Origin of the sequence: Halomonas sp. MMSF_3323, from assembly GCF_030733595.1 — a bacterium.
Lineage (GTDB): Bacteria > Pseudomonadota > Gammaproteobacteria > Pseudomonadales > Halomonadaceae > Halomonas > Halomonas litopenaei.
The window spans coordinates 1-21,560 of the sequence record NZ_JASHIT010000022.1; the positions used below are offsets into that span (position 1 = coordinate 1).

A 21,560-nucleotide genomic window follows, 5' to 3' on the forward strand; every position below is an offset into this window, starting at 1 on the left:
CAGATCCACGAACTCTTGCCGCAGCACTGGAAGCCGGCAGACTGATCACTGAAAGAGGGTGATGCCCGGGCGCTTACTCCTGTCCTATCAGGCTCTAAAGTCCTCCTGGCTTGGCTAGCTAGGGGGCATCCATTCGAGATTACCTAGATTGGTCATTTGCTGATTCAATCCTCCTGAGCACTTCTGGTGCATTTGGCAAGTCTCCCTATTTTATCCAGTGGTTGGATAGGGATGCTTGCCGCTTTTTAGTGAGTGCTAATCTAGGTGATCTTTAAAAGAAAGCCAATATAAATAATAATCCTACGGAGAAAAGCAAATGAACAAACAGAATATCTACATCTCACGTCAAGATGCCTTGCGACTTGGTTTTAAGTTCTATATCGGTGGTTATTGCAGGAACTGTCAGCAGAATAAGACAATCCGATATACCTGCAATAGCTGCTGCGTAAACTGCAATGGAAAGAAGAAGGGGGAAGAATGATGGATTACAACGCATTCGAAGGCATTCCAGATGCCATCATCTTTCTTTGTATGGTCTGTGATCAAAAGCCCCTTGAAGGTCTACCTGTAGGTGTTAAATGCCTTGGTAAGAAGCGCTATGCGCCTTTCTACGTCCTTCCTAGTGGTAAACACCATGTTGTTAAGAAGCCCCGTTGTAGGACTCCTGAAGAGGCTCATAAGTATTATCAGTGGCTCATCATCGATGCTGGGCAACGTTCGTTAGGTCAGTGGAAGGAAGAACCAACGTTCAATCTTCATCTCGCCAATTATATCTTGCACGGGATTCTTGAACCGCTTGCTAATGACTGGGAAGCGGGTAGGGAGACAGTATATGGCTAAGAGCGATTTTGAATTCACTCCCTGCGAAGAGTGCCCATATTCATCAGTTGAAGATATTGGTGCGCTAGTTTTTATGGATAAACATTTCTCAGTGCCTGCTACAAAGGGCACTTTTGATTTTCTATCGCATCTATTCAACCACCACCCCTACGATCTACATTTTTTGTATTTGAAATCTCAGGAATACTACATGATTGAGAATTCGCAAAAGCGTATGTCCTTTGAACGATACGTAGCAAAAGTTCGACGGGGTTTAGAACAATACCAAGAGGAGCATAATGGCTAATTTTAGAACACTATCAACAGAACAAACACGCGTAGCAGACCTTACCAATGAAGTTATTGAGCTATCGCGTAAAGAGCTATCTCTCGATAACGCTTTCAAGACATTCTTTGAGATGGAGCAGAGCGAGCCTGTTCTTAATGCAGCCTTGATGTACCTCAAGAGTCTGCTGAACCGTGACTTCGAACTTGTCCCACATAAAGATTCAACAAATTTTGAAAAGAAAGTGGTGCAGGAGATCAATGATAGCTTTGACAACCTAGAAAGCTATACCAAGCGAGAATTTGTCGGAAATATTTTATCGTTTCTATCATATGGATGTGCCTTGTTCGAGTGTACATACAAGCGAGAGGGTGGAATAACTTCAGTAAAGAATCTTACCCCTATTCGCGTACAGGACGTTGCTAAGTGGAGCTTCGACCAAGGTAAACTCGCCAAAGTAAAAGTAAACAATCCTTATGATGGTTCAGACATCATCGAATCTTTTAACTTTGAGCCCGTAGAAGTCAGAGGTGATAAGCTGGCATTCTTTAGGCTGTTCCCCTCTACAGACCGACCTTTGGGCTGCTCACTGCTCCAGTCTGCCTATGTTCCTTATAAGTCAAAGTCAGTGATTTCTCAGTATCAACTTATCGGAATTGCGAAATCATTCGGCAATACACTCTTGCTGAAGGCTCCTTCAGAGTATCTGAATAGTTATCTGACCAACGAAGGCGATGCAGATCAAGCCCAGTATATGCAATATCTGCTTGAGAGTATGGAGCTTCTTCATTCTGGTGCCCGTTCATACGCTGCTATGCCAAGTGACGTTAACCATGGTGGCCAATCAGAGTTTGATATTTCAACAATCTCAAAGATTCAAGCGAACGACTATACAGCAGACAGCACTATCGAGCGATTGAACAGCGAAATGTTGATGAGTTTGATGGCAAATATTCTAGAGCTTGGTAATGGTGCCTCAGGTAGTTATTCTCTAGCTGAAGAAAAATCAAATATCGTGGCGCTCTTCGTGAAAACAATTCAAGCAACAATCTCTGATCAGCTTCTTAAGGTGATTAAGAAGTGCTTTGAATTGAACAGTCTCGACTATAAGCATCTTCCAAAGATTAAGTTTGAGAATGTCGAAGACCCTGACTTTGAGACAGTTTCCAAGTACTTCAATCGTCTAGCCATGGCAGGTCTAATTACTCCTGATCAGAATATCGAATCTTATCTTCGTGAAGTCGGCAATGCTCCGATGGCAGATTATTCAAAGGCTCTCAATACAGAGAGTTCTGCTGATCCTGTTGAGCGGGCTGATGAGGAGAAGCAACTATGATTGATCCAACTTCAGACGTAGGGCGAATCAGACTTCTAACAGGTGATATTGACGAGCCTTACTACTTCGAGGATGACATTTACCTATATTACCTTAATGAGGGAATGTCAGAGCTTGAGGTTGCTATTGAGATAACCAATAACATCATTGCTTATCTAAGCCTTTCTCCAACACGCGAGAGAACGGGAAGTATTGAGGTATACCAACAGAACCTTACCTTCCTACAACAGCGTCTTAAGGACATGGAGAAAGATAACCAAGCGAAGAACAAAATCATTCCAGCGATTATCAACCCTGGACAAAAATCATGGTGTTGGCTTGATGAAATCTTTCAAAACAATAAGGAGTAAGGTTATGAGTATGATGGAATACATGCGTCAGTTTAGCGCATTCAAACAAGAGAAAGAACTTGAAGAAGCTACACAAGCTGCCGAAGAGGCAGATCGGGAGTTCCTACGAGACAAGCTTATCAAGTTCGTTTACAAAGATGAAATTGTCGATCAGGTACTTCCTGCTATGGAACTTCTTCATCAATATGAATTATCGGATTCAATTCTAGAGCTTCTTGCTTTCAAAGAATCTGAAATCCAGAAGCTTGTAGAACACAAAGAGTTCTTTGAGCAACAAACTTCCGAGGCTGACCATGAACTAGATGCGGAAGCTGAAGAAGAGCAGGATCTTGTTGATCTTGTTGACCAATATCTAAACGATAAATACAGCAATTGAGGTAATTAAAATGGCTAAAGTGGAAAGTAATATCGGTCGTAACGGTCCGAGTTTTATTATTGAAATGGGTGGTGAGCATGACGTAACTATGCGTCAGGTCGTCGTATCTGCTGACTTCAGTGAAGGCGACATTATCGAGAGCCCCAGTAGTGCTGTTTCTGCCACTTCAGACTCTGTTATGGGCATCGTCACCAAGGATTGTGTATCCGGCGACACCGTAGCTGTTCTCTCGAATGGACAGCCTACCACCGTGGATGGCTACAAGCTGGCGTATGGGGACGCCGATGAAGGCACCGTGAATGACCTCCTGCGAGCAATGCAGATTGTCGTCGTAAAGCTTTAATCACAAATATAAATAGGAATCAATATTATGAGTATTTTGAGTAACACTGAAGTAGTTGATCGCACAGCCAGCATCGCAAAGGTGAAATCTCTGCCCACCCTCATCGGTAGCTTGGGCGTCTTCGGCTCTACACAGCTTGTGGGTAGTGACAGTATTCAGTTTGACGTTCAACAGGACGGCTCTCTGTACGTACTCGAAGACCATCTAATGGGCGTGCAAGAGAAGAACAGCACCACTGATACCAAATACGACATCCATACTCTTCCACTGATGCATCAGAGCGTTTCCAAGGCGCTTACCCGTCAGATGCTGAGCGGTGTTCGTGCATTTGGACAGGAAGGTGAGGAACAGCTTTCACGGGCTATTGCTACCGAGCTTGAGAAGCAATCTAACCACCTGGACCTGACCAAAGAATATCTGATGGCTTCTGCCCTGATCAAGAATCAGGTCTCTTCAAACGTGCATGGGGTAGTGGACTTCTCTAGCGAGTTCTCCATCAGCCGTCCTACCGAAGACCTTACCGATGCAAACCTGCTTGGTGGTCTGCGTAGCGCTATGAAGAAGGCGCGCAGTGGCGTGAATGGTCGTGGCCTTGTGCAGGGCTATACGGCTCTGGTTTCTGAGCAGATGTGGGAGTTTCTAGTCACTTCTAACGCCCTTAGCGAGACCTATCAGAATGGTCAGGCGTTCCCGAATGGCAATCCTCTGCTGCTGAACATCCCCGAGCTTAACGGGCATAGCGTGTTCCGCTGGGGCAATATCGACTTCATCCTCTATGACCAGACCTTCCAAGATCGTGCTGGTAACGTCGATCAAGTCCTTGCCGATGATACTGGTGTGATGTTCCCGAAGGTCACTGGCGGCAGCTTGGGTAGTTTCTTCGCTGGTCCCTCTAGCCGTATCGACTTCCAGTCTGCACCTCTGGCAGAGCGCTATGCATACTCGCAGATGGGTGCCAAGCGTCAGCATGTAGATGTCGAAAGTGAGAGTAATTGGCTACCCCTGATCACTGCACCCGGAGCCGTGGTTGATCTGAGCTTTACTGCTGCTTGATCTTAAGCATCTAAAGAAAGGGGTGGGGCGCTTGCCTTGCCCCTTTTTTATTTGGAGGTATGTAATGGCTAATAACAAAAAGGAGCGTCCATATTCCCTAGCAATTGATCAGGACACTCTTTCAGATATTCCTTGTATTGCGCCACTAAGCGATAAACAAGAAAGATTTGTGAATTGCAAGAGTAATTTTGTCTTTTATGGTGGTGGACAGAACGCTGCAAAGACTTACTACAGTATAATGAATCTTCTAGTAGGCGCTGTTGACGATGAATATTTTACAGCAACGGTTATCCGTGATTCGTTGAGAAAGGTCAAGCAGAGTGGTGGTCTATGGGATATGTCTAAAAAGCTGTTCCCTAAGTTCTCTGCGACCTCTAATGGTATAGAGTATACGTTCAAATTCCCTATCGGTAGCTCTATTAAATATGGACATCTACAAGCCGGTAAAGCTGAAGAGCTACACCAGGGTTCTAACAATACAATGATTGTCGTTGATGAGATTTGTGATCCAGATATTACCGAAGATGACATCCTCTATCTGCTTAATCGTCTTCGTGGTTCATCTCGTCAAGCCAAGCAAATGAAGGCTACTGGGAATCCATCTTACCACTCATTTATGCGGGTATGGCTTGAGAAAGCTGGCTATGTTGACCCTGAGACAGGTTTTGAGATCCCCGAAAAGAACGGTAAGGAAGTCTTTTTTTCGGTAGTTAATGGTGAAGTGGTATTTGCTGATACCAAGAAAGAAATGAAAGAGCGCTTTGGCGAGGTCGCTGCTAAGAATGCGATGACCTTCACAGCGATACATGCTCGTATCTATGATAATCCTTTCGCTCTGAAATACGATCAGATGGCAGTCACTACTATGGAGAATTTCAAGCCCGATGAGCGCGACAGGCTTCTTCATGGCTGCTGGAAGAGTACTGATCATAAAGGCTACATCAAGAAAGAGATGTTTCACCTTATCGACCGTTCAGATGTACCTCTTACAGGTAACTTGGTAGAGGTTAGGGCTTGGGATTTCGCAGCCAGTCGTATTGGTGAGAATGGTGAAATGTCTCCTGATGCTACTGTGGGAATTAAAGGTAAGTACAGTCCTGACACTGGTGATATTTACATTACCGATATGGTTAGGATGTTCGAGTCTTTTGCAGTGGTTGAAGAAGTCATGCTTAGGACCGCTAGGGAAGATGGTAGACAGTGCGTTGTTAGTATTCCTGTAGATTCTGGTGCAGCAGGTAAACAGGTTGCGCTGCAAAGAAAAGCGAAGCTTCTCAAGTGCGGTAGCAAGACAGTACTCCAAAAGACAAGCAACTCTAAGATAAATCGTGCCATTCCCTTCATCCAAGCGGTACAGGAGGGCAGAGTACATGTTGTTCGTGGAGTCTTCGAAGATGACCAATGGCGAGAGCTTGAGTTATTCGATGGATCACGTTCAACAAGGTCAAGAAAAGATGATGTACCAGATAGCTGTGCGGACCTCGTTAACACCTTTCTCGATAAGCTAGTGATCCAAAGCAACGTCAAGATTGGTTCTGATCCTTCGGCACGTCAGAGGTTGAGCAGACTTGGCGGAAAAACACTACTTTGAGAGGTGAATTATGAGTAAGAAAATCGCATCGCTCTATGCTGATCTTAGCTATAGGGTTGACTATAAGGGGCTTCGACAGTTCCAAAAAAGCCTTGAAAGCGCGAATAAGAAAGTTAGGGAATACGAAAAGAAGCTTCATGACAATACCACCAAGCGTACAAAAGGCCAAATTGCAGGGTTGGTAGCTATTGAGAAGCGTCTGAACAGTCAACGTGGAAAGCTCTATCAGCTACGCCAAGACTACATGAAGATCAATCGTGAGTACCACGCTGGTAACGTCTCCCTGGAGCGTCGTAACAGGCTGCTTGGCGAGATGAATACACGAATGCGCAGCCTCAGAAAGGCCAGTGTTGAAGCGAATACAGCCTTTAATCATGTGCGTTCTGGTGGTGCTTCTAGCGTTGCTGCTGGTAGGTCAGGTATTGGGCACTCTAGGGCAGCTACTATGGGTGCGACCATGGGCAGCGCCGCGAGGATGATGTCAGGACCAGCTATGGCGGGTGCTGCTGCTGCTGTGGGGACAGGTATGGCAATGTACTCGTCTAACGAAGCCTACCAGCGTCTTGAGTCTGTCAGGGCATCATTCACCGCTCTAGAAGGCTCTGTACAGGGTGCTAACGAGCGACTTAAGGATTTGTACGGCGTTGCTCAGTACTTCGGGCAGAGCTTTATGGGAGTAGCCGAAGGGTATCGCTCATGGTCTAACGCCCTAAAAGGCTCTTCTGTAGAAGGGCAGGCTATGGAGATGTTCACGCAGATGACTGCATGGGCAACCAGCATGGGTCTCTCACAAGATCGTGTTGCTTCTGTGCAGCTCGCACTAGGGCAAATCGGTGCAAATAATTTTTTGCAAGCTCAGGAAGTCAATCAGCTCACCGAACATGGTGTTTCTCGCCAAATGCTTGCAGAGTCTATGGGAATGACTATCCCTGAGTTTATGAATCAAATGGAAGCAGGAGCGATAAGCGCCCAAAAGCTCTTGCCAAGTTTGATGAATTTGATGGTAAGTCGTGCCAACGTAGGTGGTGCGCTAGATAGCAGGCGTACCAGTACAGCGGCAGAGCAACAGCGAGCAGGAAACGTTGCTTTTCTCTCAAATGCTACCGTGAATAAGCATGGTCTTGATAGCGCTATGCGTTCAATCTACACCGGGATGCAAGAGTCTCTTGGTAACATGAATAAGTTCTTTGAAGAGCTTGGTGAACTGTTTGACTATCTTGGTCCTATTGCTCGTGATCGTCTAAATGCCTTTGGCAATCTTTTGAATAGTATCGGTAATCTTTCCGAATCATTTGACGGAATTGACTTCGAAAATCCGCTTATGAATACCGCGGATGTGATGAATGACATTTCAGTATGGGTGAATAGGGTAGCAGATATTATCGATACCATTAGGTCTGATACATCTTGGGAGAGCAAGGTCAGTGGCATCTCAGATATCCTTGTGGATCACCTACGCGACATCGCAGAAAGATTTATCAATGGTGTGATCAACAAGATCAACTATGTACTACCGTCAGCTATGGAGTTGAGTCATGTGAGATTTGGGCCATCATCAGGTTCACTGAGTGCGGATATGCTGATGCTTAGTCCCGACACTATCCAAGGTCTTTCTAACAATATGGACCGTGCTAGACAAGCTATCGCACCAATGCTTAATGCTCAAGGTGGTATCAGTGACCCTAATCAGGTTCCCTTCGGACCACCTATCGACCGTAATGGCAATCCTATGAATGGTACAACCAACGTCTATCACCAGACCATCTCACCAACTCTAGAGATCAATGGTGCACAAGATGTTGAAGCTATTAAATATGAGATTGGTCACTATCTTGATCAGGTTATTCGCACAACGTCAATGTCACAGCCCAAGACAGAGAGGTAATCAATGCATATCAAGATTCTCTATGCTCTTGTAGCAACACTGTTCCTAGTGATTGGTCATGGTGCTTACAGTGACCATAAAGATAATATCCTTCAACATGACTGGACAGATGGTGATGAAGTCTTCCAGAGTCAACAGCTTGAAGAGATTTTCGATAGGTTGACAGTGTTGGAGCATGAATAGCGTTTGTTACATTAAGTGGTAAGTAGCTTGTAAGGGTACTGGTTAGTGATTAACTATCATTGATCAATACCCTTTTTTAATACCTTGCATAGTCGTTACACGTAAGGGAAGAGTGGTTGTATAGGGTATAAATAATATATGTTGGGCTTGTCCCATAAAAGTTGCGCGATTTAATCGATAATAATTGCTATCCAGTGTTGATAAGTCTTGATGAGTTATTAACAGAGATATCCCCAGTTTTTGCCAGTACCTTCGGCAGTAGGGGAGAGGTGCTTACCAACTGTTCTAAGCATGTGAGCTTTCTTATTTAACATAACAATAATTTTGCGAATTGGTTTCGAGGTCTTTGCTACTACTTGAGAGAGTATGGCAAGCAATTTCTTTAGATTATTCTGTTACATTGCCAAGGGTTTTTAGATTCTTTGGTAAGGATGGCGTAGATTATGGAAATGGTTTCTAGAGGGGGTATTCGTGGGGGATTAACCCAAGTATAGGAATGGTTGAAAACTGCTCTCGCATACAATGCTATACTGCTTAGTGTATTTAGAGGAGGGTGGGGATGGAAATAGAGATTGATATTGATAGGGTTTCTGCAGCTCTATCACATAGTAAGGCTCTTAAAGACTTAGCTGTTAGGTATCATGAGCTATCGATTCGTGACGGCATTTTTCCATGGAATCTAGCATATGTTGCTCAGAAGTCTTCTTACGACCTTTTTTTCGATGACCCTACTGGTGCGTATATAGATTTTTTCCTTGATCGAAAAGCTTTTAATCTGGAAGTGTCTCGACACACCAAGATGTTTGGGCTTAGGAGCTATACAGTAAATGTAGAGAAGTACATCGATTTTATTTTGTTTGCTAAAATATTACAGTCTTATGCATTCGCTAGAGTTTGGAGTGATAGGGTTTTTAAAGATGCAGAAGTTCTTTTAAATGATAAGAGTAATCTCGTAGAAATAGATGAATTTGGTGATAAAAGTGAAGCTCGTTGGAAAAGGCGACTTTTAAAATATGCAAATTCTAAATATCGTGTACTTGTTGAAAAATATGTTTCAGATAATTTTTTCGAGGTTTTAGATTTCGGCAGGTCGGTAGTCGGTGAACGTTATGATTATTCTTTAAGTTGTTTTGATAAGGAGATGGCATATGATCCATTTTTTTCCTGCTGGATAGAATTTGTTTGCGAATGGATAGAATTAAAAAGGTGCGATGACGAAACATTACACGAAGATTTTCTCGCTAATCCACCTGAACACGAAAATATGCTAGATATTATGTCAGGCTGGGAGTTTGAAAAATACCTTGCTGCGCGTATTAATAATGAAACGACTATGCATGCCGAAGTGACTAAGGGTTCTGGTGATCAAGGTGCAGACTTGATAGTAAAGGGAATTGGCTTGTCAGCAGTTATTCAGGCGAAGCACTATAGTTCTAAAGTTGGTAACAAGGCGGTTCAAGAGGCTTTTTCAGCTAGACAGTATTATGGAACTGGTCTTGCAATTGTTGTTGCTAATGCTGGTTATACAAAATCAGCTTGGCAATTGGCAGAAAAGACAGGTGTTCTAGCCATGACAGAAGCGTCAATTCTCGATTTGCTCAAGGTTTTGTCGCGGTAGTGACCACGGCAGGGGCTGTACGAAGACTTGGGCAGCACCTCTACAGGTCTCTTGGTAGGGGGGGAGTGTTGGGGACTAACCGTCATATTCCGCTGAATAGACCCCCTGCAAGGGTAACCGACAGGGGGCTTTGTAGACTTCCTTATCAATCGCGGTAGGTCTCTACCACTACGCACTGAACATAGTCACCTACAACATCGTCAACAAGAACTACACAAGGATAAGTATCACCTCCATCATCGGGCTTTAATATCCAGTGATCAGAATCAATTGGCGATATATAACGGGCACCTACCTGTATATTGTTTGGGAATAAGCTCGTATGAATACTGGTTGTATCCCCTACATTGAGCCGTACAGAGGAATGAACACCGTTCTCGTCAATAGGCATCTGGAATATCCTTATTGCCATGCATGAACCTGTAAATTAGGCAATGAAGATCAATAGGGATAGGTAGACCTTGGTAGGTGCTGGGCAGCATCCCTCTACAGGTCTCTTGGTGATCCACTTTGGTGATCCACTTTGCGCAGGACGATAGGGAAGGTCATTCAAAAGGTGACATGGTAAAATGCCCTCATAGGATCGGTGTTATCCATACGAATCAACAGGTTAATCTTAGTAGACCGACATGACGACGATGCAGGGCAAGATGCTGTGCGAGATATTCAAGAGCTCGCGCAAGGACGAGATGTATCTCTACGTGGACAAGCGCGAGGGGCTCAAGCGGGTCCCCGAAGCGCTGATGGAGCGCTTCGGCACGCCGGTATCGGTGATGACCATGATCCTCACCGCCGACAAGGCGCTGGCGCGCGCCAGCGGCGCCGAGGTGATGGCGGCGATCGAGGAAAAGGGGTTCTATTTTCAGATGCCGCCGGCCAAGGACGAGTATCTGCTGGACCTGTATCGCACCCCCACCGAAGCCCGCTACTGACGTCATGGCCGAGCTGAGAGAACGTTTCTGGGAGCGCTACGCGCTCGATGAGCTGACCCAGCAGGAATGGGAGGCGCTGTGCGATGGCTGCGGCCAGTGCTGCCTGCGCAAGCTCGAGGACGAGGACACCGGCGATCTGGCGGTGCTGGGCCTGTCCTGCCGGCTGCTCGATACCCACAGCTGCCGCTGCAGCGACTATGACAATCGCCTCGCCAAGGTGCCGGACTGCACCCAACTGACGCCCGAGCTCGCCCACCAGTTCAAGTGGTTGCCGCACTCCTGCGCCTACCGACGGCTGGCCGAGGGACGAAAGCTCGCCGGCTGGCACCATCTGATCTGCGGTGATCCCGAGCGGGTCCACCGCAAGGGTATCAGCGTGCGCAGCTTCGCCATCCCCGAGACCGAGGTGGACGAGGCCGACCTCGAGGACCACATCATCGCAGTGATCCCGGTCGAGGGCTGAACGCCTCTTGTGGCAACGCCACCTGCAATCTCTGATAGCGACCTCCTTCGGGAGGTCGCTTGCGTTGTGGCATGCCCCTGGTACCTGGCGTGCCGTCAGCCCGCCGCCATGGCCTCGATCAGGGCGTCGCGAAACGCTTGGGCCGGCGGCGACAGTGCTCTCTTGCGGTCCCAGGCGAAGCCCACGTCCATGGTCGGGATGGGGTCGGCCAGGTCGATGTGCTCGATGCGTCGGCCCTCCAGCGACCAGGGCCGATAGACCATATCCGACAGGATGCTGACGCCCGAGCCGCTGGCGACAAGGGAGCGCACCGCTTCCACCGAGGATGTGCTGAACAGCGTCTGTGGACCGAGTCCCGATGGTGCCCAGTAGCGCAGTGCGGTCTGCTCGGCCTCGTCGACGTTGAGCATGATATAGGGCTCGCGGGCGACGTCGGCCAGGCCAACGTCGCGCCTGCCGTGAAGAGGGTGGTGGCTGGCGACCCACAGGCGGCGGGGCGATCGGATCAGCAGGTGCTGGGCCAGCGGGGCACCCGGTTCAAGGTTGGAGATCAACATGATGGCCAGATCGAAGCGCCCGCCGAGCAGGCCGGCCTGGATCGTCGGCCTCGAGGCCTCGTGCAGGCGTACCGTCACACCGGGATAGCGACGTTGAAACTGTGCCAGCAGCGGCGGAAGAAAGTAACCCGCCACGGTATAGCTCATGGCCAGATCGAGGCGTCCCTCCAGCGTCGGCGAGTGCACCCGGGTCGAGTCGAAGGCCTCGTCCACCGCCTGGAAGACGTGTCTGACCCGGTCGAGAAAACGCGTGCCTTCGCGGGTCAGCACCATGCCCTGGGCCTGTCGGTCGAACAGCTTGACGCCCAGCTCGTCCTCGATTTCCCGCACCCCGGTGGTGATCGACGACTGGGACACGTTCAGGTCCACCGCGGCCTGGGTCACCTTGCCGCTTTCCGCCACCGCCACGAAGTAGCGCAGCTTGCGAAGGGAAGGACTGCGCGCCATGTGAGATCTCCCTCAAGTTCTGTTGTTCGAACCTGTTATTCGGATTTTTTGATAATGCCAAACAAGAATTGGTATTTCCAATCAGTGGCGTCTCTCATATACAACGATGGAACACCCGCGAGGAGACCCACAATGACAACACTGGACCTCAATGCCGACATGGGGGAGGGATTCGGCGCCTGGCGCATCGGCGGAGACATCGACGATCGCATCATGGCCGGCATCAGTTCCGCCAATATCGCCACCGGCTTCCACGCCGGCGATCCCACCATCATGACCCATAGCCTGCAGCAGGCGGCGAAGCACGGTGTCGCGGTGGGGGCCCATCCCGGTTTCCGCGACCTGGTCGGCTTTGGTCGCCGGCATATTCACGCCGCCGCCGATGAACTGGTCAATGACGTCATCTATCAGCTCGGCGCCCTGCGCGAACTGGCCGCCCGGGAGGGCCTAGGCCTTCATCACCTGAAGCTTCACGGGGCCCTGTTCATGCACGCGGCCAGGGACGAGGGCTTCGCCACGGCGCTATGTCGCGCACTGATGACCATCGACGCCAATCTGCCGATCTACTGCCTGGCCGGGTCGGTGATCGATCGGGTCGCCGAGGCCGAGGGCATCCAGCGCGTCCACGAGTTCTACGCCGATCGTGACTACGACGATCAGGGTTCCATCGTCTTTGTCCGGCAGGTGCAGCGCCTCGACCCCGAAACGGTAGCCGAGAAGGTGCTGCTGGCGGCCCGCGAGGGCGTGGTCGAGACCGCCAGCGGCAAGCGTGTACCGGTCAGCTTTCAGTCGGTGTGTCTGCACAGCGATTCCCCCGGGGCGCTGGAGATGCTCGACGCCATCCGCCGCCGGCTGGCCGATGCCAGCATCGAGCTCAAGGCTCCCTGAGCCTGCGGCCGCCTGGCCACAGCCATCTTCACCTTGATCGTGTTCAGCGCAAACCAATTCCAATGACAAGCGAGAGACCTCATGTCCCAGCAAACACAGCAAGCCCCCTTTCCCGGCGTCTTCTATCGCCGTCCCTCGCCCGAGGCCGAGGCCTTCGTGTCCCCGGGTGATAGCGTCCAGGCCGGCGACACCATCGGCCTGCTCGAAGTGATGAAGCAGTTCTGCGAACTCAAGGCCGAGGTGACAGGCCAGATCGCGTCCATCGAGGTGGATGACGGCGATGTGCTGGAAGCCGGTCAGGACATCCTGGTCATCGACGTTTCGGAGGGCGAGGCATGAATGCGACCCGTCTGTTGATCGTCAATCGCGGTGAGATCGCCGTGCGGGTGGTGCGCGCCGCCCGCGAACTCGGCCTGACCAGCATCGTCACCCACAGTGAGGCCGACGCCGACAGCCTGGCGGTCAAACTGGCCGATGAGGCGGTATGTATCGGCCCGGCCCAGGCCGCCAAGAGCTATCTGAACATCGAGGCGATCCTGGCGGCAGCCCGGGAAGTCGGTGCCGAGGCGGTCCATCCCGGCTACGGCTTCCTGTCGGAGAGCGCCGACTTCGCGCGCCGTGTGGTCGAGGCCGGCATGATCTTCGTCGGCCCCGACGCCGAATTGATCGAGCGCATGGGCAACAAGGCCGAGGCCAGGCGCACCGCTCTGGTCGCAGGTGTTCCGGTGGTGCCGGGGTCGCCGTCGGCGGTGGCCGACGTGGAGGAGGCGGTGAAGGTCGCACTCGAGGTCGGCTATCCACTGCTGATCAAGGCCGCCGCCGGCGGTGGCGGGCGCGGCATTCGCACCGCTGCCGACGAGGCGGAACTCCGCGCCCAGCTACCGCTGGCCCAGAGCGAGGCGCGAGCCGCCTTCGGCGATGACAGCGTCTATCTCGAGCGTTTTATCGAGCGTGCACGACATATCGAGGTGCAGATCCTGGCCGACGGTGAGCGTGCCGTGCATCTGTACGAGCGGGAGTGCTCGCTGCAGCGACGGCGTCAGAAGGTGTTCGAGGAAAGCCCATCGCCGGCGCTGGACGAGGCCGCCCGCGAGCGCCTCTGCGCCTCAGCGGTGGCGCTCGCCGAGCACGTCGGCTACAAGGCCGCCGGGACGCTTGAGTACCTGTACGACGATGACAGCGGTGAGTTCTTCTTTATCGAGATGAATACCCGCATCCAGGTGGAGCATCCGGTCACCGAGATGATCACCGGTGTCGATCTGGTGCGGGCGATGCTCAGGGTATGCCTGGGTGAGCCGCTGGGGGTGGCCCAGGACGATATCGCGATACGTGGCTGGGCCGTGGAGATGCGTATCAACGCGGAAGACCCGGACAATGGCTTCTTTCCGTCGCTGGGGCAGGTCGAGCGACTGACCTGGCCCACCGGCCCGGGGGTGCGCGTCGACAGCGCCCTGTACGAGGGCTACAGGATGCCGCCGTTCTATGACTCGCTGGTGGCCAAGCTGGTCGTCTGGGACGAGGATCGCGCCTCGGCGCTGGTCCGTGCCGGCCGTGCCCTCGACGAATTCACGCTGGAAGGCTTCACCACCACGGCGGGGTTGCACCGTCGGCTGGTCGAGGACCAGGCGGTACGTCGCGGCGACTTCCATACCGGCACCCTGGAGCACTGGCTGGGCACAGCATCGGCGGCGTCAGCGCCATCAGTACAGGAGAAAGCGTCATGAAGCCATCCACCCAGCGTGACCCCGGGCAGGCCAAGCCCGCACGCTACAGCGCCGCCGGAGACGAGTTCCTGTTCGTCGAGCTGTCCGAGGCGATGAACCTGGAAGCCTTCTTTCGCGGGGTGTCGATCACCAGTCGGCTTGCCGAGCGCGAGATCCCCGGGGTGACCGAGATCTGTCCCGCCAACGCCTCCTATCAGGTGCGCTACGATCCCGACCGGCTGCCGCTGTCACGCTTGATCGAGACTCTGGAGCAGATCGATGCCGAGGTGCTCGGCCAGCAGGTTCAGCGCCTGGAGACCCGGGTGGTGGAGGTGCCGGTGCTCTACAACGACCCCTGGACCCACGAGACGCTGATGCGCTTTCGCGATCGCCACCAGGACCCGTCAGGCACCGACCTGGAGTACGCCGCCAGGATCAACGGCTTTGCCAGCGTCGATGGCTTTATCGAGGCCCACAGCGCCAGTCCCTGGTTCGTGTCCATGGTGGGCTTCGTCGCCGGCCTGCCGTTCATGTACCAGATGGTGCCCCGTGAGCGCCAGATCGAGGTGCCCAAGTACGTGCGGCCTCGTACCGATACGCCCAAGCAGACCGTCGGCTATGGCGGCTGCTTCAGCTGCATCTACTCGGTGCGCGGCGCCGGGGGCTATCAGATGTTCGGGGTGACCCCCATGCCGATCTACGATCCCAGCGGCAGCCAGCCCCACATCGACGACTCGATGATCTATTTCCGCCCCGGTGACATCGTCAAGCATCGGCCCGTCGATCGCAGCGAGTACGACGCCATGGTGGCCGCTGCCGAGGCCGGGCGCTTCCGCCCGAAAACCGCGCCATTCGTGTTCGACCTGGATGAATATCGCGAGGCCCCCGAAGCCGTGGCCCGTCGCGTCGAGGAGGTGCTCAATGAGCATTGAAGTGATCAAGCCGGGGCTTGCGACTTCGGTCCAGGATGCCGGACGCGCCGGTCATTACCACCTGGGCATTCCGCCCTCTGGCGCCATGGACCAGTTCGCCATGCGTTCGGCCAACCTGCTGCTGGGCAACGCCGAGGACGCCGCGGTACTCGAGTGCGCCCTGATGGGACCGGAGCTGCGCTTTACCCAGGCCTGCCGTATCGCCACCGGCGGCGCGGAAATGGTGCCGAAGATCGATGGCCAGCCCCATCCCAACTTCGAGGTGCTTGAGGTGCCCGCCGGCAGCGTGCTGAGTTTCGACTTTGTGCGCGCCGGGGCGCGGCTCTACCTGGCGGTGGAAGGCGGCATCGATGTGCCCGAGCGTCTGGGTAGCCGCAGCACCTACGCGCTCGGCGCCCTCGGTGGCTACGAGGGGCGTCCGCTCAAGGCTGGCGATGTGCTGCCCGTCGGTCAATCGAACGCCGCAACCCGCGCGGCAGTCGGTCGGCGTATTCCCGAGGCCTTTGTGCCGCGCTTTGCCAAGCACTATGAGTTGCGCGTTGTGCCCGGACTTTACGACCACCTGCTCGAGGAAGAGGCGAGGGAACGCTTCTATCAGGAGGACTGGAGCGTGGCATCGGAGGCCGATCGCATCGGCTATCGCTTCAAGGGCGGTACACCGCTTCGGTTCATCGAGCGAGAGCCGCCCTTCGGTGCCGGTGACGACCCGTCCAACATCGTCGATGCCTGCTATCCCATCGGTTCGATCCAGGTGCCCGCCGGCAGCGAGCCGATCATTCTCCACCGAGACGCCGTGTCCGGCGGTGGCTACGCCATGGTTGGCACGGTGATCAGCGCCGACATGGATCTGGTGGGCCAGATTCAGCCCCATCAGAAGGTGCGCTTCGTGGAGGTGTCCCTCGAACAGGCGCTGGAGGCGCGTAAGGCCTACGCCGAGCGCCTGGAGGCGCTGCGCATCGCCCTGGGCCAGGCCCAGGGTCAGGCGCTCGACTAGCCGGCTGAAAAGGATCGAAGGCAAGAGCCTGAGTGCTTCGATCCCGTCTCACTTATTCCCGCAATTGCCACTTTGCCCGGCGGAGCCAGATGTCTCCGCCCGGGCTCCCCTTGCCCGGAATGTCACTCGAGCCCTGTCACCGAGGTATGGGCTGGCTTTTCGGTCCAAGGGCTTCGTCCAACCACAACAACAGCACGAGGCAACAACCATGAACGACACGACATCCCGCGAGAAGGCTGGGCAAGGCGCCGGCGACTTCGCCGACCGCCCCATGCCCCTGGACCAACGCATGCCCAGGGGCAATCTGATGATGGCCTGGTGGGCGGTATGCAGCGCCATCTTCTACATGGTGGTGGCCGCCGCCATGGCCCGCAGTTACGGCACCACCAACGCGCTGATCGGGATCGCCCTGACGGTGGTCTGCTACGGCGTCATCAATGCGGTGATCAGCCGCTATGCGATACGTACCGGGCTGACCGTGGCGCTGTTTTCCCGGGTCCTGTTCGGCCATCTGGGAGCGATGATCGCGACCCTGATCTTTTTTGCCACGGCGCTCTACTACGCGGTATTCGAAGGCTATGTGATGGCGCTGGTGCTGTCCGAGTGGTCGCCCTCGCTCGGCATGGCCAGCGCTACCCTGATCGTGGTGGTGGTCGGAGTCTCGCTGATCTTCGGCAGCGTCCAGCACTGGCTCGACAAGTTCAACGGCGTGCTGCTGCCGGTGTACATCGTCGGCATGCTGATCGCCGTGGGCATGGCGATGGCCGAGTTCGGCTATCCCTCCGGCTGGCTCTCCCGGGTGCCCGAAGGAGGCGCCAGTCCCTTCGGCTGGCTGTCCACCTTTGCCTACTACATGGGGGTCTGGGTGCTGATGATGTTTACCTTCGACTACGCCCGCTTCGGTCGCGTCGAGGATAGCCGCTTCCATGCCCGCGTCACCTTCGGCATTCCCTTTTATCTGATGACCTTCGTGTTCAGCGGAGTGGTGGGGATCCTGCTCGACGCCTGCCTGCCTACCGACGGCCTGTCGGAGGCGTCCATCGTGTTGGGGCTGCTAGAGTTGATGGGGCTCGGCGGGCTGGCGCTGGTGTGGGTGACCCAGAGCCGCATCAATACCGCCAACTTCTACCTGGCGACGGTCAATCTCGAGGCCTTCGTCGGCAAGCTCACCGGCCTCAAACTCAACAAGATCCTGGCCGGCTGTCTGGTGGGCGGGCTTGCCTACCTGCTGATGCGGGCGGACGTGTTCAGCTACCTGCTGGCGGCCCTGGCCTATCAAGGCGTGTTCGTGGTGGCCTGGGTGGGGGTGGCACTGGCCCATATCCTGTCGCCGGATGGGCGTCTCGAGGTCGATCTGGACGCTGACATCAGCGCCTTCAACCCTGTGGGGCTGGCGGCCTGGGCCCTGGCGGCGATTGTCGGCATCGCGCTGATGCTGTCGCCGAGTCTGGCCGGAGCCTCGGCACCGCTGTCCTTTGTGGTGGCCTGGGGGATCTATGTCCTGGGGCGTGGTCTGGCCAGGCATGGAGCCACCGCCGCCTGACCGGCTAGATAGGGAAACGACAGCGCCGGGCCTCGTGAAGAGGCCCGGCGCCTTGTCGGCAAAGAGGGCTTCGCCGAGTGTTGGCGATCAATTGCCGCTGTGGCTAGCGTCCGTCTGCCGGTCGTCGCCGTCTTCTGTGCTTTCTCCTTCGTTGTCAGCCTGGGCGTCATCGCTACCTTGCGGTTCGGCGGCTGTAGCGGCGTCGCCGGGGTCGACCGCCGGCTCTGAGCGCTCGCTTTCCATCGCTTCTTCCATCTCGCCTTCCATGTCACCTTCGAGAGACCCCGACATGGCCCCCTCACCGGTGAACAGCGGACGGGCGTCATCGAGGCTGTTGAAGTCTTCGATCAGGACGGTGGCGTTCTCGGCCTCGCCTTCGTTGCCCTCGGCTTCGACGTAGCTGCTGCCGTCGAAGCGCAGGTGCAGGGCCTGTGCCGGCTGATCGGCGGCCAGGTGGCGCTTGACCACCAGGTCTCGCCAGCCCTCGTGAGATGCTTCGCCAAGCTGGATCGGAGGCTGGGTGGTGGGCTGGGCGCTGATGACGCGGTAGGCGTCGTCCTGGGCTTCGAGGATCAGGGTATCGCAACCACCGGTGCCGCAGACCATCGGGCCGACCACGTGGACCACGGCCTCGTCCTGACCATCGTCGTTCAGGTCACTCCAGCCGACCAGGTAGCGAATCTCGCCGAGCTGGGGATCAAAGTTGGCGCGCAGGGACTGCTCCAGTGCCTCGCGGCGATCCGCCGGGCTCATCTCCGAGATGTCGTCGCCTTGTTCGTCGCTGGTGTCGTCTTCACCGGCTGAGTCTGCGCTCTCGTTGCTGCCGCCACCATTACCGGAGGTGACGTTTTCGCTCTGCTGTGACGTGCCCTCGGACGTCTCGGACTCGTTGTCGTCGGAGCAGCCGACGAGGGAGGTGCCGAGCCATAGCGCAGCGGTGAGGGCGAGCATCGGTTTGGCGTTCATGAAATTCCTTATTCTGAAAGTGGCCGCTCAAGCGGCCAAGGGCGTCCAAAGGTGCGGTCAGGCCTGCGGGTTCTCGTCGGTGGAGCAGGGATGGGGCCTTGGTGATTCGACCGGAGGGTTGTCCATCAGGTCCGCATTCACCAGGTCTGCATCCAGCAAGTCCAGGGCCCAGAGCACGAAGGCATCCTGGCGTGCCCCTTCGCGCCAGGCTTTGAAACGACCCGAGGCGCCGCCGTGACCGGACGTCATGTCGGTCTTCAATAGGGTTGTCCGGTTGGACAGTGCCGCCTGCTCGGCGTTCGCCAGGCTTAAGCGTGCGTAGAGCTTGGCCGGCTCCCAGTAGGGCACACGGCTATCGTGCCAGCCACCCTGCAGGAATACCGGCGGCCAGGCCTCGGCATCGAGGTTGTCCAGCGGTGAATAGCTGCCGATGCGCCGGGCGTCGGCGGCGTGGCTGGGATTGCCCCATTCGGTGTACTCCGCCGTGGTCAGCGGCAGGTCCGGGTTTTCCATGGTACGCAGGACGTCCACAAAGGGCACGTCGAGTACCGCCGCGCAGAATGCCTGTGGCGCGCGATTGAGGCTGGCGCCCACCAGCAGACCGCCGGCGCTGGCCCCGTAGGCGACGATACGCTGGGGATTCGATACACCCGCGTCGACCAGGGCGTCACGTGCGGCCAGGAAGTCCTCGAAGCTGTTGGGCTTGTGCTCGAGCTTGCCGGCCAGGTACCAGGGTTCGCCGCGCTCACCGCCGCCTCGCACGTGGGCCACCGCGAAGGCCGCGCCACGCCGGAGCAGTTCCAGGCGGGATACCGAGAACCATGGGTCCAGCGCCTCGCCGTAGGCGCCGTAGCCATACAGCAGCGTCGGCAGTGGCTGGTTCGCCAGGTCCTTGCGGCAGACCACGGACACCGGTACCCGCTCGCCGTCGTGGGACTCGGCCCACAGCCGTTGGCAGTGCAGGTCTTCCGGTGCCAGATCGCCGTGCAGAGGCTGCCGCTTGAGCAGTCGGCGCTCGCCGCTATCAAGATCCAGCGACCACCAGCTTGGCGGGGTGCAGAAGGATTCCTCGCGCAGGCGCAGTACCCGGTCGTCGAAGTGTGGGCTGTCGCCGAGCCCCAGGCTAAGCGGTGCGGGCGAGCAGGGCAGGGGGGCGTCGAGGGTGACGCTGTGGTCGCTGTCGAACTCGAGGCGACGCAGGCGCACCTGGGCCTCGAGGTGGTCGCGTTCGGCGATCACCAGGCCCCAGGCGTAGGCATCGACACCCTCCAGGGTGGTCTCCTGGCGATGGGGCACCAGTACTCGCCGCTGACCGGAGCGGTCCTCGTTCTCCACTTCCAGCTGAAAGTGCACCAGCCCTTCGTTGTGCAACACATAGAAGTGACCGGGACGATGATCGAGGGCGTACTCAACGCCCGGGCGACGGGGCTGAAAGCAGTGCGGGGGAGTCGCTGGCGCGTGGGCCGGAACCAGATGGGTCTCGCTGGTGTCCTTGGAGGCCGACTCGATGGTCAGCCAGGCCCGCGATCGGGTCTTGCCCAGACCGATCCAGAACTCGGCGTCGTCCTCGCGCAGGACCAGCTCGTCGGTCTCGACCCTGGCGTCTGCGCTGGCCGCATCCAGCGACAGGCTGAGCCGCCAGGCGCTGTCGGGTCGCTGGGTGGCGTCGTAGCGGGTGAACAGCAGGGTCTGGCCGTCCTCGGCCCAGCACAGCTCAGGGCCGATGTCGTCCAGCAGTCGATGCTCGGCGCCATCGGGCAGGCGCTTGATGAACAGGCGATAGGTCTCGTCACCCTGGGTGTCCTCGGTCCAGGCCAGCCACTGCTCGTCCGGGGACAGCGCCATGTCACCGAGTTCGAGGAAGGTGTGCTCCTGCGCTCTGGCCTCGAGGTCGAAGAACACCTCGCGCGACTGCGGGGCATCGTTGGGGTGGCGCCACCAGACCGGATAGTCGGCGTCGGCGGCGGTCTCGCTCCACAGGGTGAAGTGGTCCAGGCGACTGGGCAGCCCCTTGACGGCCAGCTCTCGCCGCGCCAGGTGGCCCTGGTAGAGTCGCTCGATCAAGGATTCCAGAGGGGCAAACCAGGTGTCGGCCTGGCGGTTGGCGGCCTCGAGAAAGTCACTCACGGCGGGATCGTCGCGATTCTCGAGCCAGTGCCAGGCGTTATCGTCCTGACGCGTGAAGTCCAGGGCGGGGCCCCGAGTTGCTGCGGCCGGTGCATTTGGCGGCTGTGCTTTCATGGTGCGAGATGTACCATACTCAAGAGAAATTTCATCTGTGCGCGGCGCGCACGT

At 55.3% G+C, this 21,560-nt stretch carries 22 protein-coding genes; 19 read left to right on the forward strand and 3 right to left on the reverse strand.

Annotated features, from left to right (window positions below):
- Positions 1-477: 477 nt before the first annotated feature.
- The 13 genes from RBB39_RS12300 to RBB39_RS12360 all read left to right on the forward strand — a co-directional run bounded on the left by RBB39_RS12300 (position 478) and on the right by RBB39_RS12360 (position 11,235).
- On the forward strand, positions 478-840 hold the full coding sequence (locus RBB39_RS12300; RefSeq protein ID WP_306169119.1) for a hypothetical protein: 363 nt from the start codon (positions 478-480) through the stop codon (positions 838-840).
- A complete protein-coding gene (locus tag RBB39_RS12305) occupies positions 833-1,126 on the forward strand; it encodes a hypothetical protein (protein WP_162816346.1) in 294 nt (97 codons plus the stop codon). The genes RBB39_RS12300 and RBB39_RS12305 overlap by 8 nt, the downstream gene beginning before the upstream one ends.
- The gene (locus RBB39_RS12310; protein ID WP_306169120.1) at positions 1,119-2,441 is read left to right on the forward strand and encodes a hypothetical protein; all 1,323 of its coding nucleotides are present in this window, start codon (positions 1,119-1,121) and stop codon (positions 2,439-2,441) included. Before RBB39_RS12305 ends, RBB39_RS12310 begins: the two co-directional genes overlap by 8 nt.
- Complete coding sequence (locus tag RBB39_RS12315; protein WP_306169121.1) at positions 2,438-2,791, forward strand: hypothetical protein; 354 nt, start codon at positions 2,438-2,440, stop codon at positions 2,789-2,791. The genes RBB39_RS12310 and RBB39_RS12315 overlap by 4 nt, the downstream gene beginning before the upstream one ends.
- A 4-nt stretch (positions 2,792-2,795) precedes the next feature.
- Positions 2,796-3,167, forward strand: a complete 372-nt coding sequence (locus RBB39_RS12320) for a hypothetical protein (protein WP_108447633.1) — start codon at positions 2,796-2,798, stop codon at positions 3,165-3,167.
- A 10-nt stretch (positions 3,168-3,177) separates the two neighbouring features.
- A complete protein-coding gene (locus RBB39_RS12325) occupies positions 3,178-3,510 on the forward strand; it encodes a hypothetical protein (protein ID WP_306169122.1) in 333 nt (110 codons plus the stop codon).
- A gap of 27 nt (positions 3,511-3,537) precedes the next feature.
- Entirely contained in the window at positions 3,538-4,563 is a 1,026-nt protein-coding gene (locus RBB39_RS12330) for a major capsid protein (protein WP_108447635.1), read from the forward strand.
- Between the two features lie 64 nt (positions 4,564-4,627).
- Positions 4,628-6,154, forward strand: coding sequence for a terminase large subunit domain-containing protein (locus RBB39_RS12335; RefSeq protein ID WP_306169123.1), 1,527 nt, complete (start codon positions 4,628-4,630; stop codon positions 6,152-6,154).
- Positions 6,155-6,164: 10 nt separating this feature from the next.
- Positions 6,165-8,039, forward strand: a complete 1,875-nt coding sequence (locus tag RBB39_RS12340; protein ID WP_306169124.1) for a tape measure protein — start codon at positions 6,165-6,167, stop codon at positions 8,037-8,039.
- Positions 8,040-8,042: 3 nt separating this feature from the next.
- Positions 8,043-8,222: a hypothetical protein gene (locus RBB39_RS12345; protein WP_306169125.1), complete on the forward strand. Its 180-nt coding sequence runs from the start codon at positions 8,043-8,045 to the stop codon at positions 8,220-8,222.
- Between the two features lie 559 nt (positions 8,223-8,781).
- Positions 8,782-9,840, forward strand: coding sequence for a restriction endonuclease (locus RBB39_RS12350; protein ID WP_306169126.1), 1,059 nt, complete (start codon positions 8,782-8,784; stop codon positions 9,838-9,840).
- 629 nt (positions 9,841-10,469) lie between these two features.
- Positions 10,470-10,772, forward strand: a complete 303-nt coding sequence (locus RBB39_RS12355; protein WP_083970450.1) for a YcgL domain-containing protein — start codon at positions 10,470-10,472, stop codon at positions 10,770-10,772.
- A gap of 4 nt (positions 10,773-10,776) precedes the next feature.
- Positions 10,777-11,235 carry a YcgN family cysteine cluster protein gene (locus tag RBB39_RS12360; protein WP_045993212.1) on the forward strand — a complete coding sequence of 153 codons (459 nt, stop codon included), beginning with the start codon at positions 10,777-10,779 and terminating at the stop codon, positions 11,233-11,235.
- Between the two features lie 95 nt (positions 11,236-11,330).
- On the opposite strand, the gene RBB39_RS12365 is transcribed toward RBB39_RS12360, so the two are convergent.
- Positions 11,331-12,239 (reverse strand): LysR substrate-binding domain-containing protein, encoded by a 909-nt coding sequence (locus RBB39_RS12365; protein ID WP_045993213.1) that lies wholly within the window; start codon positions 12,237-12,239, stop codon positions 11,331-11,333.
- Between the two features lie 132 nt (positions 12,240-12,371).
- Between RBB39_RS12365 and RBB39_RS12370 the strand changes: the two genes are divergently transcribed.
- The 6 genes from RBB39_RS12370 (at position 12,372) to RBB39_RS12395 (ending at position 18,299) form a co-directional block, all read left to right on the forward strand.
- Complete coding sequence (locus tag RBB39_RS12370) at positions 12,372-13,127, forward strand: 5-oxoprolinase subunit PxpA (protein WP_045993214.1); 756 nt, start codon at positions 12,372-12,374, stop codon at positions 13,125-13,127.
- 81 nt (positions 13,128-13,208) lie between these two features.
- Positions 13,209-13,466, forward strand: coding sequence for an acetyl-CoA carboxylase (locus tag RBB39_RS12375; protein ID WP_045993215.1), 258 nt, complete (start codon positions 13,209-13,211; stop codon positions 13,464-13,466).
- Entirely contained in the window at positions 13,463-14,851 is a 1,389-nt protein-coding gene (locus RBB39_RS12380; protein ID WP_045993216.1) for an acetyl-CoA carboxylase biotin carboxylase subunit, read from the forward strand. The genes RBB39_RS12375 and RBB39_RS12380 overlap by 4 nt, the downstream gene beginning before the upstream one ends.
- Complete coding sequence (locus RBB39_RS12385; protein WP_045993217.1) at positions 14,848-15,762, forward strand: allophanate hydrolase subunit 1; 915 nt, start codon at positions 14,848-14,850, stop codon at positions 15,760-15,762. Before RBB39_RS12380 ends, RBB39_RS12385 begins: the two co-directional genes overlap by 4 nt.
- A complete protein-coding gene (locus tag RBB39_RS12390) occupies positions 15,752-16,756 on the forward strand; it encodes a biotin-dependent carboxyltransferase family protein (protein ID WP_045993218.1) in 1,005 nt (334 codons plus the stop codon). Before RBB39_RS12385 ends, RBB39_RS12390 begins: the two co-directional genes overlap by 11 nt.
- A 208-nt stretch (positions 16,757-16,964) precedes the next feature.
- Positions 16,965-18,299: a cytosine permease gene (locus tag RBB39_RS12395; protein ID WP_071211126.1), complete on the forward strand. Its 1,335-nt coding sequence runs from the start codon at positions 16,965-16,967 to the stop codon at positions 18,297-18,299.
- A gap of 87 nt (positions 18,300-18,386) precedes the next feature.
- Here RBB39_RS12395 and RBB39_RS12400 read toward each other — a convergent pair whose 3' ends face one another.
- Positions 18,387-19,265, reverse strand: a complete 879-nt coding sequence (locus tag RBB39_RS12400) for a hypothetical protein (RefSeq protein WP_045993219.1) — start codon at positions 19,263-19,265, stop codon at positions 18,387-18,389.
- Between the two features lie 57 nt (positions 19,266-19,322).
- Complete coding sequence (locus RBB39_RS12405) at positions 19,323-21,506, reverse strand: S9 family peptidase (RefSeq protein WP_287164808.1); 2,184 nt, start codon at positions 21,504-21,506, stop codon at positions 19,323-19,325.
- Between the last annotated feature and the right edge of the window lie 54 nt (positions 21,507-21,560).

What these genes read in the sequence shown, in the direction of transcription:
- RBB39_RS12300 (WP_306169119.1), top strand. Translation starts at nt 478, where the DNA reads ATGATGGATTACAACGCATTCGAAGGCATTCCAGATGCCATCATCTTT.
- RBB39_RS12305 (WP_162816346.1), top strand. Translation starts at nt 833, where the DNA reads ATGGCTAAGAGCGATTTTGAATTCACTCCCTGCGAAGAGTGCCCATAT.
- RBB39_RS12310 (WP_306169120.1), top strand. Translation starts at nt 1,119, where the DNA reads ATGGCTAATTTTAGAACACTATCAACAGAACAAACACGCGTAGCAGAC.
- RBB39_RS12315 (WP_306169121.1), top strand. Translation starts at nt 2,438, where the DNA reads ATGATTGATCCAACTTCAGACGTAGGGCGAATCAGACTTCTAACAGGT.
- RBB39_RS12320 (WP_108447633.1), top strand. Translation starts at nt 2,796, where the DNA reads ATGAGTATGATGGAATACATGCGTCAGTTTAGCGCATTCAAACAAGAG.
- RBB39_RS12325 (WP_306169122.1), top strand. Translation starts at nt 3,178, where the DNA reads ATGGCTAAAGTGGAAAGTAATATCGGTCGTAACGGTCCGAGTTTTATT.
- RBB39_RS12330 (WP_108447635.1), top strand. Translation starts at nt 3,538, where the DNA reads ATGAGTATTTTGAGTAACACTGAAGTAGTTGATCGCACAGCCAGCATC.
- RBB39_RS12335 (WP_306169123.1), top strand. Translation starts at nt 4,628, where the DNA reads ATGGCTAATAACAAAAAGGAGCGTCCATATTCCCTAGCAATTGATCAG.
- RBB39_RS12340 (WP_306169124.1), top strand. Translation starts at nt 6,165, where the DNA reads ATGAGTAAGAAAATCGCATCGCTCTATGCTGATCTTAGCTATAGGGTT.
- RBB39_RS12345 (WP_306169125.1), top strand. Translation starts at nt 8,043, where the DNA reads ATGCATATCAAGATTCTCTATGCTCTTGTAGCAACACTGTTCCTAGTG.
- RBB39_RS12350 (WP_306169126.1), top strand. Translation starts at nt 8,782, where the DNA reads ATGGAAATAGAGATTGATATTGATAGGGTTTCTGCAGCTCTATCACAT.
- RBB39_RS12355 (WP_083970450.1), top strand. Translation starts at nt 10,470, where the DNA reads ATGACGACGATGCAGGGCAAGATGCTGTGCGAGATATTCAAGAGCTCG.
- RBB39_RS12360 (WP_045993212.1), top strand. Translation starts at nt 10,777, where the DNA reads ATGGCCGAGCTGAGAGAACGTTTCTGGGAGCGCTACGCGCTCGATGAG.
- RBB39_RS12365 (WP_045993213.1), bottom strand. Translation starts at nt 12,239, where the DNA reads ATGGCGCGCAGTCCTTCCCTTCGCAAGCTGCGCTACTTCGTGGCGGTG.
- RBB39_RS12370 (WP_045993214.1), top strand. Translation starts at nt 12,372, where the DNA reads ATGACAACACTGGACCTCAATGCCGACATGGGGGAGGGATTCGGCGCC.
- RBB39_RS12375 (WP_045993215.1), top strand. Translation starts at nt 13,209, where the DNA reads ATGTCCCAGCAAACACAGCAAGCCCCCTTTCCCGGCGTCTTCTATCGC.
- RBB39_RS12380 (WP_045993216.1), top strand. Translation starts at nt 13,463, where the DNA reads ATGAATGCGACCCGTCTGTTGATCGTCAATCGCGGTGAGATCGCCGTG.
- RBB39_RS12385 (WP_045993217.1), top strand. Translation starts at nt 14,848, where the DNA reads ATGAAGCCATCCACCCAGCGTGACCCCGGGCAGGCCAAGCCCGCACGC.
- RBB39_RS12390 (WP_045993218.1), top strand. Translation starts at nt 15,752, where the DNA reads ATGAGCATTGAAGTGATCAAGCCGGGGCTTGCGACTTCGGTCCAGGAT.
- RBB39_RS12395 (WP_071211126.1), top strand. Translation starts at nt 16,965, where the DNA reads ATGAACGACACGACATCCCGCGAGAAGGCTGGGCAAGGCGCCGGCGAC.
- RBB39_RS12400 (WP_045993219.1), bottom strand. Translation starts at nt 19,265, where the DNA reads ATGAACGCCAAACCGATGCTCGCCCTCACCGCTGCGCTATGGCTCGGC.
- RBB39_RS12405 (WP_287164808.1), bottom strand. Translation starts at nt 21,506, where the DNA reads ATGAAAGCACAGCCGCCAAATGCACCGGCCGCAGCAACTCGGGGCCCC.